This is a genomic window from Paraburkholderia sp. BR10954 (assembly GCF_040965775.1).
Taxonomy (GTDB): domain Bacteria; phylum Pseudomonadota; class Gammaproteobacteria; order Burkholderiales; family Burkholderiaceae; genus Paraburkholderia; species Paraburkholderia youngii.
The window spans coordinates 53,280-71,118 of sequence record NZ_JBFRCK010000016.1; the positions used below are offsets into that span (position 1 = coordinate 53,280).

The 17,839-nt window shown below is 65.0% G+C and carries 13 protein-coding genes; 11 read left to right on the forward strand and 2 right to left on the reverse strand.

Annotated elements, in window-relative coordinates; translation table 11 throughout:
- The first annotated feature begins 1 nt into the window (after position 1).
- The 7 genes from pilM to AB4Y34_RS22035 all read left to right on the forward strand — a co-directional run bounded on the left by pilM (position 2) and on the right by AB4Y34_RS22035 (position 7,431).
- Positions 2-991, forward strand: a complete 990-nt coding sequence (gene pilM / locus AB4Y34_RS22005; protein WP_368717196.1) for a pilus assembly protein PilM — start codon at positions 2-4, stop codon at positions 989-991.
- A complete protein-coding gene (locus AB4Y34_RS22010; RefSeq protein WP_368717197.1) occupies positions 988-1,683 on the forward strand; it encodes a fimbrial assembly protein in 696 nt (231 codons plus the stop codon). The genes pilM and AB4Y34_RS22010 overlap by 4 nt, the downstream gene beginning before the upstream one ends.
- Positions 1,680-2,618: a hypothetical protein gene (locus AB4Y34_RS22015; RefSeq protein WP_368717198.1), complete on the forward strand. Its 939-nt coding sequence runs from the start codon at positions 1,680-1,682 to the stop codon at positions 2,616-2,618. The genes AB4Y34_RS22010 and AB4Y34_RS22015 overlap by 4 nt, the downstream gene beginning before the upstream one ends.
- The gene (locus AB4Y34_RS22020; RefSeq protein ID WP_368717199.1) at positions 2,615-4,333 is read left to right on the forward strand and encodes a type IV pilus secretin PilQ; all 1,719 of its coding nucleotides are present in this window, start codon (positions 2,615-2,617) and stop codon (positions 4,331-4,333) included. The genes AB4Y34_RS22015 and AB4Y34_RS22020 overlap by 4 nt, the downstream gene beginning before the upstream one ends.
- 114 nt (positions 4,334-4,447) lie before the next feature.
- Positions 4,448-4,999, forward strand: coding sequence for a shikimate kinase (locus tag AB4Y34_RS22025; protein WP_026228368.1), 552 nt, complete (start codon positions 4,448-4,450; stop codon positions 4,997-4,999).
- Positions 4,999-6,084: a 3-dehydroquinate synthase gene (aroB, locus tag AB4Y34_RS22030; RefSeq protein WP_176381107.1), complete on the forward strand. Its 1,086-nt coding sequence runs from the start codon at positions 4,999-5,001 to the stop codon at positions 6,082-6,084. Before AB4Y34_RS22025 ends, aroB begins: the two co-directional genes overlap by 1 nt.
- A gap of 159 nt (positions 6,085-6,243) precedes the next feature.
- The gene (locus tag AB4Y34_RS22035; protein ID WP_368717244.1) at positions 6,244-7,431 is read left to right on the forward strand and encodes a deoxyguanosinetriphosphate triphosphohydrolase; all 1,188 of its coding nucleotides are present in this window, start codon (positions 6,244-6,246) and stop codon (positions 7,429-7,431) included.
- Between the two features lie 102 nt (positions 7,432-7,533).
- Here AB4Y34_RS22035 and AB4Y34_RS22040 read toward each other — a convergent pair whose 3' ends face one another.
- Both AB4Y34_RS22040 and AB4Y34_RS22045 read right to left on the reverse strand, forming a co-directional pair.
- Complete coding sequence (locus AB4Y34_RS22040) at positions 7,534-7,914, reverse strand: YqjD family protein (RefSeq protein WP_184070650.1); 381 nt, start codon at positions 7,912-7,914, stop codon at positions 7,534-7,536.
- A gap of 364 nt (positions 7,915-8,278) precedes the next feature.
- Positions 8,279-9,004, reverse strand: a complete 726-nt coding sequence (locus AB4Y34_RS22045) for an OmpW family protein (RefSeq protein WP_176381108.1) — start codon at positions 9,002-9,004, stop codon at positions 8,279-8,281.
- A gap of 187 nt (positions 9,005-9,191) precedes the next feature.
- Between AB4Y34_RS22045 and AB4Y34_RS22050 the strand changes: the two genes are divergently transcribed.
- The 4 genes from AB4Y34_RS22050 to AB4Y34_RS22065 all read left to right on the forward strand — a co-directional run bounded on the left by AB4Y34_RS22050 (position 9,192) and on the right by AB4Y34_RS22065 (position 17,791).
- A complete protein-coding gene (locus AB4Y34_RS22050; protein WP_013090727.1) occupies positions 9,192-9,899 on the forward strand; it encodes a transposase in 708 nt (235 codons plus the stop codon).
- Between the two features lie 351 nt (positions 9,900-10,250).
- On the forward strand, positions 10,251-14,954 hold the full coding sequence (locus AB4Y34_RS22055) for a glutamate synthase-related protein (protein WP_368717200.1): 4,704 nt from the start codon (positions 10,251-10,253) through the stop codon (positions 14,952-14,954).
- Between the two features lie 102 nt (positions 14,955-15,056).
- The gene (locus tag AB4Y34_RS22060; protein ID WP_176381110.1) at positions 15,057-16,526 is read left to right on the forward strand and encodes a glutamate synthase subunit beta; all 1,470 of its coding nucleotides are present in this window, start codon (positions 15,057-15,059) and stop codon (positions 16,524-16,526) included.
- A gap of 389 nt (positions 16,527-16,915) precedes the next feature.
- Positions 16,916-17,791, forward strand: a complete 876-nt coding sequence (locus AB4Y34_RS22065; RefSeq protein ID WP_368717201.1) for a tyrosine-protein phosphatase — start codon at positions 16,916-16,918, stop codon at positions 17,789-17,791.
- Positions 17,792-17,839: the final 48 nt, after the last annotated feature.

A 17,839-nucleotide genomic window follows, 5' to 3' on the forward strand; every position in this document is an offset into this window, starting at 1 on the left:
TATGGCTTATAGAAATTCATGGCTTCAGGCGGTGAGGGAGGGCCGGCAGCGTTTCGCCGCCGGCATCGACGTCGGCTCGCAAAACGTGCGTCTCGTGGTGGTGAGTCAACGCGCACGGGGCGCGCTGCATCTCGAACATATCAGCACGGTGCCGCTCGCGGCCGGCGTGATGGCGGGCGCCGAGATCGTCGATCGGCAGGCCGTTTCGCGGGCATTGCGCGATGCGTTCGCCGGCTTGCCGCGCGTATGCGCGACGCACGCGCTGCGCTGCGCGATGGCCGTGCCTGCGTCGGCCACGCTGACGACGACAGTGCCGCTCGCGCGGCTCGCCGCGCAGAGCGACTGCGAGGCGGAGGACGGCGGCGTCGCGCTCGCCGGACTCGCGCCCGGGGTGATGGGCGAAGCCGAGCGCATCGCCGGGCTCGAGCGTCATGCACTCGCGGTCGACTGGTACGTCGACGAGACGCCGTCTCCGCAGCGCTCGGTGAAGATCGCCGCGACCTCGCGTCAGCATCTGGAAACGCGGATCGAATGCGCGGCGACCGCGGGCATTTCACTGTCCGCTATCGATGGCGAACCGCACGCCGCATTGCGCGCACTGCGCCATGCGGCGAGTCGCGAACTCGACCCGAACGAACCGTACGCGGCGGTGTGGGTCGGTACGGACGGCGTGTACGGCTGGAGTGTCGTCGATGGCGCGAGCGTGGGCGAGATGCGCTATCCGGCGCCCGAGCATGCCGATCTCGCCGACGCGTTGCGCGATCTCACGCACGGGCCGGAGTTCGACTGCGCGCTGATCGGCGGCGAAATCGAACTGCTCGACGGCGTCGGCTTTTCGCTCGCCGATATCGGCGACGTGCTCGGCTGCTCGGCGCTGCCGTTCGAGTGTGCGCTGCTCGGCAGCCATGCACGGCCGCTCGACGACGCGTTGCTGCACGAGCCGGCTGGCGCGGTCGCGTTTGGGCTCGCGTTGCGTGGGGTGTTGGAATGAGGGGCGCTCTGTCGTTTTCATCTGGCGTGGCCGCGAATCCCGATCGGTGTGACCAGCGTGCCGCTGTGCCGTGGCTAGGCGGCTTCAATCTGCTGCCGTACCGCCAACGCAACGCGCGACTCGCACGGCGCCGCTGCATGCGCGACTGGGCCGTGGCGGCGTGCGTCGGTGCCGCGGGCGTGCTGCCCGTCGCCGCTTGGCAGAGCTTTGCCGCGGCGCGGTTGGATGCGCGGCGCGCAGCTGTCGAGCAGGCGCTGACCCCGCTCGCCGCGCCGCTCGCGGAGCACGCGAAGTTGTCGCGGGCCGAACAGGCGCAACGCGAAGCCGCGGGGCGCGCCGCGAGTCTCGCGAGGCCGCTCGCGCATCTGCGCGATCTGCTCGACGCGCTGAGCTTCGAGCCGGGCGAGCGCATCGTGTTGCGGCAGTTTCGACAGCGCGAGTACGAGACCGAATTGCTGGCGACTTCGAGCGGCCATATCGCGTCGGCTGAGTGGCTCAAGCGGCTCGGCGCGATTCACGGCGTGCAGGGCGCGGAGATGCGCGATTTACGTCGGCCGACGGGGAAGGGCGGCGCATCGACGGAACCGGCGATTGGCGGACCGGTGGAATTCGATGCGCGCCTGCGCTGGGGCGAACCGCCGCTCCAAGCGACGCACGCGTCGCGGGCCGCACGAAAGGGAGGTGCACGATGAGCACGACATTTTTCGAGCCGGGCGGTGCACCGCACGGCGCCTCGTTAGTTTCACGCTGGGTCAAGCGGGCGCGTATGCCGCTCGAGGCTTGGAGCTCGCACCGTCGCTGGCTCGTCGCGACGGCAATCGCCGCGCTGGTGTTCGCCTTCGGCGCGTACCGTTGGAACATGGCCGATCTCGCCGGACTGGAAGCGAGCCGCGCGGCGCTCGCGCTCGGCACGCAGCGTCTCGCGCAGGCGCGCCACGCGCTAGCGCAGCTGCCGTCGTTGCGCCGTGCAGCCGCGGCGATGCCGGCCACGGTGTCGAGCGCCGTGCCGTGGAATTCCGCCGACGACGTGCGAATCGTCTCCGAGCTGGCCACGCAGAGCGGCGTCCTGTTGCTCGCGGTCGAACCGGGCGCGGCGAGCGGTGAGGGCGTCGAGCGCAAGCGCGAGCTGCAGCTCACCGCGCGCACGGACTTCGTCCACCTGATGGCGTTTTTCCACGGGCTCGCGCAACTGCCGGTGCTGATCACTCCCGTCGATGTGACCGTCAAGCAGGACGGCAAAGGTCTCGCGGTGGCCGCGACGCTGCAGGTGTATGACGCGCTGCGACCGCCGTCCGCGACCCCGGCCGCGAGCGCCGGCGCAAGCGCTGACCCCGACGAGGCCGCCGACGATGACGACGAAGGTCTCGTATTCTTCGATCCGTTCGCGAAGCCGCAGATCTCCGCGAGCGGCGAGCCGGGCGATGTTTCCGAGTTGCGGCTTATCGGTTTGCTGCGCGATCGTACCCGCGGGCTTGCCCTGCTCGACACGCCAGACGGCACGACGACTGTCGCGGCCGGGCAGCAACTGGGCGTCGAGCGGGTCACGCAGCTCGACGCGCTCGGCATTACGCTCGCGAACGGCGGCGCGACGCGCACGCTGACGCTGATGCAGACGGAGGCGTCATGACGCGCACACTCAAGCGATTGAGAGTGGCGATGTTGCGGGGCGAACGCGAGGTCCGTGTCGTCTGCGGGCTGTGTTTCGGGCTCTACGTCGCTGCGACGCTGGGCGGTGGGGTCGCACAGGCAGCGACGTCACCGCTGCTACCGCCGTTGCCGACTTACGCCGCGCTCGACGACCCAGCCTTAACGGCCAATACCGCCCACGAGACAGCGCCGCTGCCGAGCGGCGGCATCGGCCAGGCGGCGAATCCGTTCGCCTATGTTTCTGCGCCAGGCGCGGCCCTGGACCCGGACACCGTCGAGCCGGCCCCGCGTGCCGCGATAGCGGCCGACGCTTCCCCGGACGACGCCGCCAACGGCCAGATCCTGCCACCGTCGCCAAAACAACCCGCCGTTACCGCCAGCGACGACGGCGCCGGCACGCCCAGTCTCGAGGGCCCGCCGGTTCCGCTGCCGCCGCGGCCGCGCCTCGCCGACGCAGCGGCCGGTGCCGACTCGGGTCTTCCCGCGGGCAACAAGCCGATTTCGCTGAACTTCCAGCATGCGCAGCTCGGCGCGGTCCTGAAAGCGTTCGCCGAGTTCACCGGCCTGAACATCGTCGCCAGCGACAAAGTGCGCGGCGCCGTGTCGATACGGCTCGATCAGGTGCCGTGGCGCACCGCGTTCGACACGCTGCTCGACGTCAACAATCTGGCGATGGAGCGCCACGGCAACGTCATCTGGGTCGCGCCCGCCGCCGAACTCGCCGCGCGCGAACGTCAGCGCTTCGAAGCTCACGCGCGCGCCGCGGACCTCGAACCGCTCGCGAGCCGCACGTTCGAGCTGCACTACGCGCACGCCGAGGACGTGCGGCGCCTGCTGACCGGTTCCGGCACCCAGCGCGTGCTGTCCAAACGCGGCGCCGTCACCGCCGATCCGCGCACCAACCTGCTGTTCGTCACCGATCTCGCTGGGCGGCTCGAACAGATCGCGGCGCTGATCGCCTCCGTCGACCGGCCGACTCGCCAGGTGCTGATCGAGGCGCAGATCGTCGAAGGCGACCAAGGCTTCTCGCGCAATCTCGGGGTGCGGCTGTCGCTGGCCGGCACGAGCGCGGATGGTACGTCGAGGGGGCTGACGGGAGGATCGGACGGCACCGTGTACGATCTGTCGGCCCGTCCGATTTCCGGATTCGATGCCGCGACCGCCGGCCTCACGCTATTCGCGGCGCACGCTACACGGCTGCTCAATATCGAACTCTCGGCGCTCGAATCAGAGGGACATGGGAAAATCGTGTCGAGCCCGCGGGTCGTGACGGCGGACCGGATGAAGGCGATCGTCGAGCAGGGCACCGAGCTGCCATATCAGGCGAAGGTCGGCCAGGGCGTATCTGGCGTGCAGTTTCGCCGCGCGACGCTCAAACTGGAGGTCGAGCCGCAGATCATGCCGGATGGCCGCGTGGTGCTCGATCTAGACGTCGCGAAGGACAGCGTCGGCGAGCAGACCGACGCCGGGCCCGCGATCAACACCAAGCACGTGCAAACGCGCGTCGAGGTCGAGGATGGTGGTACGGTGTCGATCGGCGGAATTTACGAGACTGACGACCGCGACGACGTCGAGCGGGTGCCCATCCTTGGCAAAATACCGGTTCTGGGCGCGTTGTTCCGCCATCGGACTCATCGCGACACGCGCAGTGAACTGGCGGTTTTCATCACGCCGCGTGTGGTGCGGGAAAATTAGGGCATATAGGGCACGCTTGCGCCGCCGTCCGTCGGCGGCGCGCAGGCTCGACAAGGCAGCCGCTTTGCCAGTAAGCTGCGGCACGAACTACACCGGATTAGCCAGAGGACACCGTTGCAAGCGCGGGACGCACACGCCAATGTTTTTTTCGTAGGGCTCATGGGGGCAGGAAAGACCACTGTGGGTCGGGCGGTTGCGCGCCGTCTCGAGCGCCCGTTCTTCGATTCCGACCATGAAATCGAGGCGCGCACGGGCGCGCGCATTCCCGTGATCTTCGAGCTCGAGGGCGAAGCGGGCTTTCGCGATCGCGAAGCCAGCGTGATCTCGGAGCTGACCGCGCGCGACAATATCGTGCTCGCGACCGGCGGCGGCGCGGTGCTGCGGCCGGAAAACCGCGAAGCGCTGAAAAGCCGCGGCCTCGTGATCTATCTGCGCGCCAATCCGCATGACCTGTGGCTGCGCACGCGGCGCGACAAGAATCGTCCGCTGCTGCAAACGGAAGACCCCAAGGCTCGCCTCGAAGCGCTCTATGAAGTGCGCGACCCGCTGTACCGCGAATGCGCGCACTTCGTGATCGAAACCGGCCGGCCCTCGGTCAACGGACTCGTCAACATGGTTCTGATGCAGCTCGAGATGGCCGGCGTCGCCAAACATCCTGCGTCATAATGGACCGTATGATTACCGTCAACGTCGAACTGGGCGAGCGCGCCTACCCCATTCATATCGGTGCCGACCTGATCGGCCAGACCGAGCTGTTCAAGCCGCATATCGCCGGCAACTCAGTCACGATCGTCACCAACAGCACCGTCGATCCGCTTTACGGCGACAAGCTGCGCGCGGCGCTCGCGCCGCTGAACAAGCAGGTGTCCACGGTCGTTCTGCCGGACGGCGAAGCGCACAAGAATCTGCAGACGCTGAACCTGATCTTCGACGCGCTGCTCGGCTCGCGCGCGGACCGTAAGACCACGCTAATCGCGCTCGGCGGCGGTGTGATCGGCGACATGACCGGGTTTGCCGCCGCCTGCTACATGCGCGGCGTGCCGTTCATCCAGGTGCCGACCACCTTGCTGTCGCAGGTGGATTCATCGGTCGGCGGCAAGACCGGCATCAATCATCCGCTCGGCAAGAACATGATCGGCGCGTTCTACCAGCCGCAGGCGGTGATCGCCGACATCGGCGTATTGCGGTCGCTGCCCGAGCGCGAACTCGCGGCGGGCATCGCCGAAGTCATCAAGACCGGCGCGATCGCCGATGCCGGTTTCTTCACCTGGATCGAGGCCAATATCGAGGCTTTGAACCGCTGCGAACCGGCGGCGTTGACCGAGGCGGTCAAACGTTCCTGCGAGATCAAGGCGTCGGTGGTGGCGCAGGACGAGCGCGAAGGCGGTCTGCGCGCGATCCTGAACTTCGGCCATACGTTCGGCCACGCGATCGAAGCCGGGCTCGGTTATGGCGAGTGGCTGCACGGCGAGGCGGTCGGCTGCGGAATGGTGATGGCGGCGGATCTGTCCGTGCGCCTCGGCCATCTGGACGAAGCGTCGCGCAAGCGACTCGTCGACGTGGTGCTTGCCGCGCATCTGCCCACGCGTGCTCCCGCTCTCGGCACGGATCGCTACATCGAGCTGATGCAGATCGACAAGAAAGCGGAAGGCGGCGCGATCAAGTTCATTCTGCTGAAGCGTTTCGGTGAGACGCTGATTACCCGCGCGCCCGACGCCGAAGTGCATGCGACGCTGGCCGCCGCCGTCTAGATTCAACACGGCCCTGCAGCCACGCTTCACGCACCCGCGTCACGAGGCGCCGCCCATGTTTCGGAGAACCCGGTGACTGACAGGCGCAGCGACGATATCCAGCATGACTCGACAAGCGCGCGCGCAGGCGCGGGGAACGGCGCGATCGGCGCCACGGCCATCGCCGCGAATGCCGCCGCCGCGGTCGCCGCACCCGCCGTCCCCGCGCCGACCCAGCAGGCGCTCGAAGCGCATCTCGCGCCGTACGCGGCGCATTCGAGCCAGTCGCGCGGGCGCCGCTATGCGGAAACCGCGCCGAGCGCGCGCACCGAGTTTCAGCGCGACCGCGACCGCATCGTCCACTCCACCGCGTTCCGGCGACTCGAGTACAAGACTCAGGTATTCGTCAATCACGAGGGCGACCTGTTTCGCACGCGCCTCACCCATAGCCTCGAAGTTGCGCAGATCGCGCGCTCGGTTGCGCGGAATTTACGCGTCAATGAAGATCTGGTCGAAGCGATTTCGCTGGCGCACGATCTCGGCCATACACCGTTCGGCCATGCCGGCCAGGACGCATTGAACGAATGCATGCGCGAGCACGGCGGCTTCGAGCACAACCTGCAGAGTCTCGCGGTCGTCGACGAACTTGAGGAGCACTACGGAGCATTCAACGGTCTGAACCTGTGCTTTGAGACGCGCGAGGGCATCCTCAAGCATTGCTCGCGCGACAACGCGCGCCGGCTCGGCGAATTGGGCGAGCGCTTTCTCGAAGGACGTCAACCGTCGCTCGAAGCGCAGATCGCCAACGTCGCCGATGAAATCGCGTACAACAATCACGACGTCGACGACGGCTTGCGCTCCGGTCTGCTGTCGCTCGAGCAGCTCGCCGAAGTGGAGCTCTGGCAGACGCATTGTGAGGCGGCGCGCGGCGACTACCCGCAGATCGAAGGACGTCGGCTGATTCACGAGACGGTGCGGCGCGTGATCAATACGCTGATCGTCGATCTGATCGAGACCACGCGGGCCAATCTCGCTCGCTACGCACCGGCGTCACTCGACGACGTGCGCGCGGCGCCCCCGCTCGTCGCGCACAGCGATGCAATCGCGGCTCAGGCCGCGGCGCTCAAACGCTTTCTGTTCAGAAACATGTACCGCCACTATCGCGTGATGCGCATGGCCAACAAGGCACGCCGCGTCGTGGTCGGCCTGTTCGACGCGTTCACCGACGATCCGCGGCTGCTGCCGCCGGACTATCAATCGAGCGATGCGACGCGCCAGCCGCGTCTGATCGCGCATTACATCGCGGGGATGACCGATCGCTACGCGCTGAAGGAGTATCGGCGGCTGTTCGTGATCGACGATAACTAGTCGTTAGCGGCGAGGCGCGGCAAGGGGGCAACGTTCGGCCTTGCCGCATCGAAGCGGCCGTCGCGTCTCCTTGCCAGCACCCTCAAGCCGCGCAAGCCAGCGTCATCGCGAACGCGACGCGAACAGCGCCCCCGCCACCAGTGCAAGCCCGCCGACGATCGCAATCGTCTGCCACGGATTTTCACGCACATAGTGATCGGCGTCCGAGATCGCGACGCCCGCGCGGTCGCGCATTGCATCGCGCGTGTCGTTCAGCCGCTCGCGCGCGGCGTCCAGCTGTTTGCGCAGCCTGCCGCGCAAGGCCACGGCGTCGGCCTGCGTGCCGTCGGCCAAGGTCGATTCGAGTTCCGACAGCAGGGTGCGCAACTCGACCGCGATATCTTCGGCCGCATGGCGGCTATGGCGAGCGATGCGCCGCGCACGGCGACTCGCGCTGGTCCAGGATTCGCCGAGGGCGTCTCGCGTATTTGGAAGTGCTGTCATGGTCGCTCCGTCGATGAGTTGAAAGGCCCCGCGCATCGTCGCGCGGACACGCTATGCGCAGACGCAGTATCACGTTGCAGCGTAGGAAACGCCATTTAACGCAACTTCGATGCCAAGCGTCGCATCGCCCGTAACGTGACAGCGCGCGGCTCGCGACACGCTGCGCGTGGCCGTAACATTGCCAGATATTGCACGCAGGTGCGCCGCATTCGCGTCAAATTTACAAACGCCGATGCGGGATGACACTGCCATGCCGATACGACCGGGACGCCAAACAAAAACGCCGTCATCTGCTCGATGACGGCGTTCCCCAGGGCGCGAAAATTCGACTACCCTAATTCAAGCCACCTGCTGTCGCGATGCGTTAGAAACGGTAACCGATGTTGACGTAGGTGACGATCGGGTTCAGCTTGATCTTGGTCTGCGATTGCACGGTCAGCGTGCCGACCGGCGTGGTGGCCGCCGAACTGAGCTTCGCGGTCGTGCTGAGCGGCAGGTACGAGATCGACACGCCGGCGAACCAGTGCTGATTGAAGGAGTAATGGAAGCCCGCATTAAACACGGGTTCCCACGAACTATCCGTCGAGACACTGGTCGGACCATGCAGAACGTTGGCTTGGAATGAACTGTTGGTGATGTGCTCGTCGGTGAACCAGATGCGGCTCACACCGACACCGAGATACGGCCGGAACGCAGCGGTCGGCGCGTTGAAGTAGTACTTGAACAGCAGAGTCGGGCTCCACTGTTTGGCCTGCCCGATCTTGCCGAACTGCGCGAGGCTACCCGTGCCCGACAGGTCGAAAGTAGGCGGGACGCCAATGACGAATTCGGTGGCGATGTGGTCAGTGACGAAGTATCCGGCGGTGAAGCCGATGGTGTCGGCCGAACCCAGCGAAGCGCCGGTGTTGGCTTCGGTGATGTTGGTTGGGCTACCGCCAATGCTGGTTACGGTCAGCGGGTCGCTGCTCGATTGGGGCGCCAGATGGAACCAGCCCGTCGTGACGTAAAAGCTGCCGGCCGATTGTGCGTGCGCCGCCGTGCTCATGCAGGCAAGCACTGCCATCCCCGTTACGGCCTGTTTTAATTTCATATGTGCTCCTCCAAAAAAGGCCCGCTCATTATGACTACAACGTTTGAAACAAACCATACGCGGCGGTTAGAGTTTTCTCCCTAAGCACCGCATGGTTTCTGGCTTGGCCGCATGGCGCCGAACCTTGCGCGCATGCGGATCTTCGGACCTTCGGGTATATACCAACGCGACTATTGGACACTCCAGCATGGCACGGCTTGCACGTCTTTATGTCCCCGACCAGCCGCAGCACGTCATCCTCCGCGGGCTCGATCAGCAGCCCGCCTTCGTCGACGACCAGGACTACGAGCTTTTCATCGACTGTCTGAAGGCGGCTTCCCGGGACCATCACCTTTCCATCCACGCTTATGCCTTGATGCCGGGCGCCGTGCAACTGCTCGTCACGCCCACCGAGGAGTCGAGTCTGCCCAAGGCGATGCAGGCTGTCGGGCGGCGCTACGTCGCGCACTTCAACCGGCGCTATGCGCGTCGCGGCACCTTGTGGGAGGGCCGTTACCGGGCCACGGTGATCGAAGGCGAGCGCTACTTCCTGCTGGCGAGCAGGGTGGTCGAGATGTGTCCGGTGCGCTTGCAACTGGTCAACGCGGCGGAGGATTATCGTTGGTCGAGCTATCGTCATCACATCGGCCTTACCCTCGACAGCCTGATCACGGATCACCCTCTCTACTGGTCTCTCGGCAATACGCCGTTCGAGCGACAGCGTGCTTATCGCGAACTGTGCGAGCAGCCGCTCGACGAGCGCGAAGCAAGTCAGCTCCAGCAAGCCACGTTGAAGGGTTGGGTACTCGGCAGCGACACTTACCGCGAATGGGCGGCGCGCGCCGCGAACCGACGTGTGTCCCCGCTACCGCGTGGCCGGCCCCGCAAGGTGCGCGAGACGCCGCATACGCAGTGACGCGGCGACACCCGCTACCCCAGCACCGCCGATAGAGTGGCTTTAAATTCGAATAAAGCGTTTTGCATCAAAGGACTGCATGAAGACGGCATTTCGTATGCCGTTTTCTTTTGCGTCGAATTGATGTGACACCAATAAAAGCTAGCCGCAGCGCACCAATTTGATAATCGGGGGCGGATCACTATGTTTTATTTGCTATTTCCTTGATTCGTCGCGTATATTCCGATTTCCGACGCTTTTCGTCCCGCGCAGTCTGGCTGCGAGAAGAGCGCCGTCGTGGTTGCGAAGCGCACTGCGGCAAAAAAACAATGGTTTAACGGCCTGTCCGGCCTCCTCACAGACGGTGTCCCCATGAACGACCACCAGCAACCGATTCACCCGGTTCCCGCCGCCCAAGGTCTGTACGACCCGCAAAACGAGCACGACGCTTGCGGCGTCGGCTTCGTCGCCCATATCAAGGGCCACAAGAGTCACGAAATCATCCAGCAGGGCTTGAAGATTCTCGAGAACCTCGACCACCGGGGCGCCGTCGGCGCCGATCCGCTGATGGGCGACGGCGCGGGCATCCTGATCCAGATTCCGGACGGCTTCTATCGCGAAGAGATGGCCCGCCAGGGCGTGACGCTGCCGCCGGCTGGCGAATACGGCGTCGGCATGATCTTCCTGCCGAAGGAGCATGCGTCGCGCATCGCCTGCGAGCAGGAGCTCGAGCGCACGGTGAAGGCCGAAGGTCAGGTCGTGCTCGGCTGGCGCGACGTGCCGGTCGACCACGCGATGCCGATCTCGCCGACCGTGAAGGCGAGCGAGCCGCTGATCCGCCAGATCTTCATCGGTCGCGGCAAGGACATCATGGTGACCGACGCGCTCGAGCGGAAGCTGTACATCATCCGCAAGACTGCGAGCCACCGCATCCAGGCGCTGAAGCTCAAGCACGGCAAGGAGTACTTCGTGCCGTCGTGCTCGGCGCGCACGGTCGTCTACAAGGGTCTGCTGCTCGCGGGTCAGGTCGGCGTCTACTACCGCGACCTGCAGGACGAGCGTGTCGTGTCGGCGCTCGCCCTTGTGCACCAGCGCTTCTCGACCAACACGTTCCCGGCGTGGGAACTGGCACACCCGTACCGCATGATCGCCCACAACGGCGAAATCAACACGGTGAAAGGCAACGTCAACTGGCTGAACGCGCGCACCGGCGCGATCGCCTCGCACGTCCTCGGCGACGATCTGCCGAAGCTGTGGCCGCTGATCTATCCGGGCCAATCGGACACCGCATCGTTCGACAACTGTCTCGAACTGCTGGTGATGGCCGGCTATCCGCTCGTCCACGCGATGATGATGATGATCCCGGAAGCCTGGGAACAGCACACGCTGATGGACGAAAACCGCAAGGCGTTCTACGAATACCACGCCGCGATGATGGAGCCGTGGGACGGCCCCGCCGCGATCGCGTTCACCGACGGCCGCCAGATCGGCGCGACGCTCGACCGTAACGGTCTGCGTCCGGCGCGCTACATCGTCACCGACGACGACCTCGTCATCATGGCGTCGGAAGCCGGCACGCTGCCTATTCCCGAATCGAAGATCGTCAAGAAGTGGCGTCTGCAGCCGGGCAAGATGTTCCTGATCGACATGGAGCACGGCCGCATCATCGACGACAAGGAACTGAAGGACAACCTCGCCAACGCCAAGCCGTACAAGAGCTGGATCGACGCCGTGCGCATCAAGCTCGACGAGATCGAGGCGAAGGCCGAAGACGTCGTCACGGAACGCCGCGAAGCTGCTGCGCTGCTGGATCGCCAGCAGGCGTTCGGCTACACCCAGGAAGACCTGAAGTTCCTGATGGCGCCGATGGCGCAAGCGGGTGAGGAAGCCGTCGGCTCGATGGGCAACGACTCGCCGCTGGCGGTCATGTCCAACAAGAACAAGACGCTCTACCACTACTTCAAGCAGCTATTCGCGCAGGTCACGAACCCGCCGATCGACCCGATCCGTGAAAACATGGTGATGTCGCTCGTGTCGTTCATCGGCCCGAAGCCGAACCTGCTAGACACGAACAACATCAACCCGCCGATGCGTCTAGAAGTGTCGCAGCCGGTGCTCGACTTCAAGGACATCGCGAAGATCCGCGCGATCGATCAGTACACCGGCGGCAAGTTCAGTTCCTACGAACTGAACATCTGCTATCCGGTCGCCTGGGGCAAGGAAGGCATCGAAGCGCGCCTCGCATCGCTGTGCGCGGAAGCAGTCGATGCGGTCAAGTCCGGCTACAACATGCTGATCGTGTCGGACCGCAAGACCGACCGCGACAACGTCGCGATTCCGGCACTGCTTGCCACCGCCGCGATCCACACGCACCTCGTGCAGCAAGGTCTGCGCACGAGCACGGGTCTCGTCGTCGAAACCGGTTCGGCGCGTGAAACGCACCACTTCGCGCTGCTCGCGGGCTATGGCGCGGAAGCCGTGCACCCGTACCTCGCGATGGAAACGCTGAGCCAGCTCGCGGCCGGCCTGAAGGGCGACCTGTCGGCGGAGAAGGCGGTCTACAACTTCACGAAGGCGGTCGGCAAGGGCCTGCAGAAGGTCATGTCGAAGATGGGCATTTCGACCTATATGTCGTACACCGGCGCGCAGATTTTCGAAGCGGTCGGTCTTGCGTCGGATCTGGTGGCGAAGTACTTCCACGGCACGTCGTCGAAGGTCGGCGGCATTGGTCTGTTCGACGTCGCGGAAGAAGCGATCCGTCTGCATCGCGAAGCCTTCGGCGACAACCCGGTCCTCGCGAACATGCTCGACGCGGGCGGCGAGTACGCATATCGCGTGCGCGGCGAAGAACACATGTGGACGCCGGATGCGATCGCCAAGCTGCAGCACTCGGCGCGCAGCAACTCGTACCAGACGTACAAGGAATACGCGCATCTGATCAACGATCAGACCAAGCGCCACATGACCTTCCGCGGCCTGTTCGAGTTCAAGTTCGATCCGACCAAGGCGATCCCCCTCGACGAAGTCGAACCGGCGAAGGAAATCGTCAAGCGTTTCGCGACCGGCGCAATGTCGATGGGCTCGATCAGCACAGAAGCGCACGCTACGCTCGCCGTCGCGATGAACCGCATAGGCGGCAAGTCGAACACTGGTGAAGGCGGTGAAGACGCGAACCGTTACCGCAACGAACTGCGCGGCATTCCGATCAAGAACGGCGACACGATGAAGTCCGTGATCGGCGACGAAGTGATCGTCGACATTCCGTTGAAGGAAGGCGATTCGCTGCGCTCGCGCATCAAGCAGGTCGCATCGGGCCGCTTTGGCGTGACGGCGGAGTATCTGGCGTCGGCCGACCAGATCCAGATCAAGATGGCGCAGGGCGCGAAGCCGGGCGAAGGCGGTCAGTTGCCGGGCCACAAGGTGTCGGACTACATCGGCAAGCTGCGTTACTCCGTGCCGGGCGTCGGCCTCATTTCGCCGCCGCCGCACCACGACATCTACTCGATCGAAGACCTGGCACAGCTGATTCACGATCTGAAGAACGTCAACGCGTCGTCGAGCATCTCGGTGAAGCTCGTGTCGGAGTCGGGCGTCGGTACGGTTGCCGCCGGTGTCGCCAAGGCGAAGGCCGATCACGTCGTGATCGCCGGTCATGACGGTGGGACGGGTGCGTCGCCGCTGTCGTCGATCAAGCATGCGGGCACACCGTGGGAACTGGGTCTCGCGGAAACGCAGCAGACGCTGGTGCTGAACCGGCTGCGCGGCCGTATCCGCGTGCAGGCCGACGGTCAGATGAAGACCGGCCGCGACGTCGTGATCGGCGCGCTGCTCGGCGCGGACGAATTCGGCTTCGCGACGGCGCCGCTCGTCGTCGAAGGCTGCATCATGATGCGCAAGTGCCATCTGAACACGTGCCCGGTCGGCGTCGCCACGCAAGATCCGGTACTACGTGCGAAGTTCCAAGGCCAGCCGGAACACGTCGTGAACTTCTTCTTCTTCGTTGCGGAAGAAGCGCGCGAAATCATGGCGCAACTCGGTATCCGCAAGTTCGACGACCTGATCGGCCGCGCGGAACTGCTCGACACGAAGAAGGGCATCGAGCACTGGAAGGCGAAGGGCCTCGACTTCTCGCGCGTGTTCTATCAGCCGCAAGTGCCGGCCGAAGTCGCGCGCAAGCACGTCGACGTGCAGGATCACGACCTCGACCGCGCACTCGACCACACGCTGATCGAGAAGGCGAAGGCCGCGATCGAGAAGGGCGAGCACGTGTCGTTCATCCAGCCGGTGCGCAACGTGAACCGCACGGTCGGCGCGATGCTGTCGGGCACGATCGCGAAGAAGTACGGCCACGAAGGCCTCGCGGACGACGCGATCCACATCCAGCTGAAGGGTACGGCGGGTCAGAGCTTCGGCGCGTTCCTCGCGAAGGGCATCACGCTGGATCTGGTCGGCGACGGCAACGACTACGTCGGCAAGGGCCTGTCGGGCGGCCGCATCATCATCCGTCCGACCAACGATTTCCGCGGCAAGTCGGAAGAGAACATCATCTGCGGTAACACGGTGATGTACGGCGCGATCGAAGGTGAAGCCTTCTTCCGCGGCGTCGCGGGCGAGCGTTTCTGCGTGCGTAATTCGGGCGCGACGGCGGTCGTCGAAGGCACGGGCGATCACGGCTGCGAATACATGACGGGCGGCACGGTGGTCGTGCTCGGCGAGACGGGCCGTAACTTCGCGGCCGGCATGTCGGGCGGTATCGCGTATGTGTTCGATCCGGACGGCACGTTCGCGAGCAAGTGCAACAAGTCGATGGTTTCGCTCGACCCGGTGCTGCAACAGGCCGAACAGGAGCGCACGGTCGACAAGGGCGTATGGCACCGCGACACGACCGACGAAGCGCTGCTCAAGGGGCTCATCGAGCGTCACTTCCAGTTCACGGGCTCCCCGCGCGCGAAGGCGCTGCTCGAAAACTGGGACGCGGCACGCCGTCAGTTCGTGAAGGTGTTCCCGACCGAATACAAGCGCGCTCTCGGCGAACTCGCCGCGAAGAAGGCGAACAGCGAAGTGCTCGCCGCCTGAGCTGCCGTCCGAAGTCACATTTAGACGTACCCGCCGCGTTCCGATCGATCGACGCGCGGCGGGTCCAGATTACCCCTAGATACAGATAGAGAAGAGAACCACATGGGCAAGGCAACCGGTTTTCTCGAGTTCGAACGTCGCCACGAGACGTACGAGGCTCCGCTCACGCGTGTGAAGCACTACAAGGAATTCGTCGCGGCACTGACCGACGACGAAGCGAAGATTCAAGGCGCGCGTTGCATGGACTGCGGCATTCCGTTCTGCAACAACGGCTGTCCGGTCAACAACATCATCCCGGACTTCAACGACCTGGTGTTCCGTCAGGACTGGAAGAACGCGATTGAAGTGCTGCATTCGACCAACAACTTCCCCGAGTTCACGGGCCGCATCTGCCCGGCGCCGTGCGAAGCGGCGTGCACGCTCGGCATCAACGACGACCCGGTCGGCATCAAGTCGATCGAGCACGCGATCATCGACAAGGCGTGGGCCGAAGGCTGGGTCGCGCCGCAAACGCCGAAGCACAAGACCGGCAAGAAGGTCGCCGTGGTCGGCTCGGGCCCCGCGGGTCTCGCGGCTGCGCAGCAGCTCGCGCGCGCCGGTCATGACGTGACCGTGTTCGAGAAGAACGACCGGATCGGCGGCCTGCTGCGCTATGGCATCCCCGACTTCAAGCTGGAGAAGTGGCAGATCGACCGCCGCATGCGCCAGATGGAAGCCGAAGGCGTGACATTCCGCACCAACGTGTTCATCGGCAAACCGGACTCGTTGCCGGCGCACATCGGCAACACCGCGAAGGAAACCATCACGCCGGCCGAGCTGAACGAGCAGTTCGACGCGGTCGTGATCGCCGGTGGTTCGGAAACGCCGCGCGATCTGCCGGTGCCGGGCCGCGAGCTCGAAGGCGTGTACTACGCGATGGAGTTCCTGCCGCAGCAGAACAAGGTCAATGCCGGCGACAAGGTGCCGAACCAGCTGGTCGCGAAGGGCAAACACGTCGTCGTGATCGGCGGTGGCGATACCGGTTCGGACTGCGTGGGTACGTCGAACCGTCATGGCGCGAAGAGCGTCACGCAGTTCGAACTGCTGCCGCAGCCGCCGGAAGAAGAGAACAAGCCGCTCGTGTGGCCGTACTGGCCGATCAAGCTGCGCACGTCGTCGTCGCACGAGGAAGGCTGCGAGCGCGATTGGGCGGTTGCGACCAAGCGCCTCGAAGGTAAGAACGGCAAGGTCGAGAAGCTGATCGCCGCGCGCGTCGAATGGAAGGACGGCAAGATGGTCGAAGTGCCGAACTCCGAATTCGAAATGAAGGCCGACCTCGTGCTGCTCGCGATGGGCTTTACGCAGCCGGTCTCGCCGGTGCTCGAAGCATTCGGCGTCGACAAGGATGCGCGCGGCAATGTGCGCGCCACGACCGAGGGCGACAAGGCGTACTACACGTCGGTGAACAAGGTGTTCACGGCGGGCGACATGCGTCGCGGCCAGTCGCTCGTGGTATGGGCGATCCGCGAAGGCCGTCAGTGCGCACGTTCGGTCGATGCGTTCCTGATGGGGCATACGGAACTGCCGCGTTAAGCGTCTTCAATTTGCAGGAAGACGTGGAGACGACAAGGTGCCCCATGAAGGACACCGGTAGCGGTAAAGCGATGCAGTAACAAAGAAACCGGGCTCGCCTGAAAGGGGGAGCCCGGTTTTCTTTTGCCTCGTCGCGGTGCGTTATGTCCGCCTCGTTTGCGACAGCGCGCAAGCGTCACGCGGCATTTATTGGCGCGCACCCGGCCCTCTTTTTTTCTTACTAACCCCTACGATGTAACGCAAAACTTATTGGTCAACGTTAAACTGCGTCTGCAGCCCGGCTGCCCACTCGATCCTCCTATAACCCGTCGCCTCCGATGCCCGTCACCGCGAAAAACCGTTCGCCTTTCCGCGCCCTTACGAGCACGACCGTGCCCGTGGAGCGCGGCATGCCGGGCGAAACGTCGGCGGCGCGGCGACGCTTTCTGAGGGGCTCGGCCGGGGCGATGCTGGCCGCGGGTTTCGGCAGCACGCTGCTATCCGCGTGCGGCGGCAGTCTCGAAGCCGAGCAGCCGGCCACGCCGCGACTCGTGTCGGTCAGCAATTTCCGCGATGTCGGCGGCGCGGGTGCCGGCTATCTGACCGTCGACGGCAAGCAGATGCGGCGCGGAGTGTTCTTTCGCGCGAATGCGCTGACGCTGAGCGGCATGGACGCGGCGACGCTCGACAAGCTCGGCATCGTGTCGGTCTACGACCTGCGCACGCCCGCGGAAATCGCGCGCACCGCCGACGTGCTGCCGGGCGGCGCGACATCCGCCGCGCTGAATGTGCTCGGTACGAACGACTTCGCCACACCCCCGGTCGATTCGCCCGTCGACGCCGTCGCGTTCATGCAGGCTCAGGCGCGCGCGTATGTGACGGGCGGCCCGCAGCGAGCCGCCTATGGCGCGTTGCTCGGCGCGCTCGCCAACGGCACGGGCGCGCAGCTATTCCATTCGAACGCGGGCAAGGATCGCGCGGGCTGGGTCGCGGCGCTGCTGCTCAGCATCGCCAACGTTCCGCTCGACGTGATCATGCAAGACTACCTGCTCAGCAACGTCTATCTCGCGCCATCGATCGCTGCCCAAACCACCGCGCTGCGCGCGCAGGAAGGCGCGGCCATCGCCGCGGCGAGAGCGCCGTTGTTCGACGTCGACGAGAATTATCTGCAGGCGGGCTTCGACCAGGTCCAGGCGAGCTACGGCACGATGGCGAGCTACCTGACGCAAGGCCTCGGTCTTTCAACGGCGACGGTCGACGCGCTGCGCAATCGGCTCGTGCATTGACGCACTTCGGCCGTCCGATAGCGAAAAAAAAGTCCGCCCCAGAGGAGC

Coding starts and splice junctions, on each gene's coding strand:
- pilM (WP_368717196.1), top strand. CDS start 2: ATGGCTTATAGAAATTCATGGCTTCAGGCGGTGAGGGAGGGCCGGCAG.
- AB4Y34_RS22010 (WP_368717197.1), top strand. CDS start 988: ATGAGGGGCGCTCTGTCGTTTTCATCTGGCGTGGCCGCGAATCCCGAT.
- AB4Y34_RS22015 (WP_368717198.1), top strand. CDS start 1,680: ATGAGCACGACATTTTTCGAGCCGGGCGGTGCACCGCACGGCGCCTCG.
- AB4Y34_RS22020 (WP_368717199.1), top strand. CDS start 2,615: ATGACGCGCACACTCAAGCGATTGAGAGTGGCGATGTTGCGGGGCGAA.
- aroB (WP_176381107.1), top strand. CDS start 4,999: ATGGACCGTATGATTACCGTCAACGTCGAACTGGGCGAGCGCGCCTAC.
- AB4Y34_RS22040 (WP_184070650.1), bottom strand. CDS start 7,914: ATGACAGCACTTCCAAATACGCGAGACGCCCTCGGCGAATCCTGGACC.
- AB4Y34_RS22045 (WP_176381108.1), bottom strand. CDS start 9,004: ATGAAATTAAAACAGGCCGTAACGGGGATGGCAGTGCTTGCCTGCATG.
- AB4Y34_RS22050 (WP_013090727.1), top strand. CDS start 9,192: ATGGCACGGCTTGCACGTCTTTATGTCCCCGACCAGCCGCAGCACGTC.
- AB4Y34_RS22055 (WP_368717200.1), top strand. CDS start 10,251: ATGAACGACCACCAGCAACCGATTCACCCGGTTCCCGCCGCCCAAGGT.
- AB4Y34_RS22060 (WP_176381110.1), top strand. CDS start 15,057: ATGGGCAAGGCAACCGGTTTTCTCGAGTTCGAACGTCGCCACGAGACG.
- AB4Y34_RS22065 (WP_368717201.1), top strand. CDS start 16,916: ATGCCGGGCGAAACGTCGGCGGCGCGGCGACGCTTTCTGAGGGGCTCG.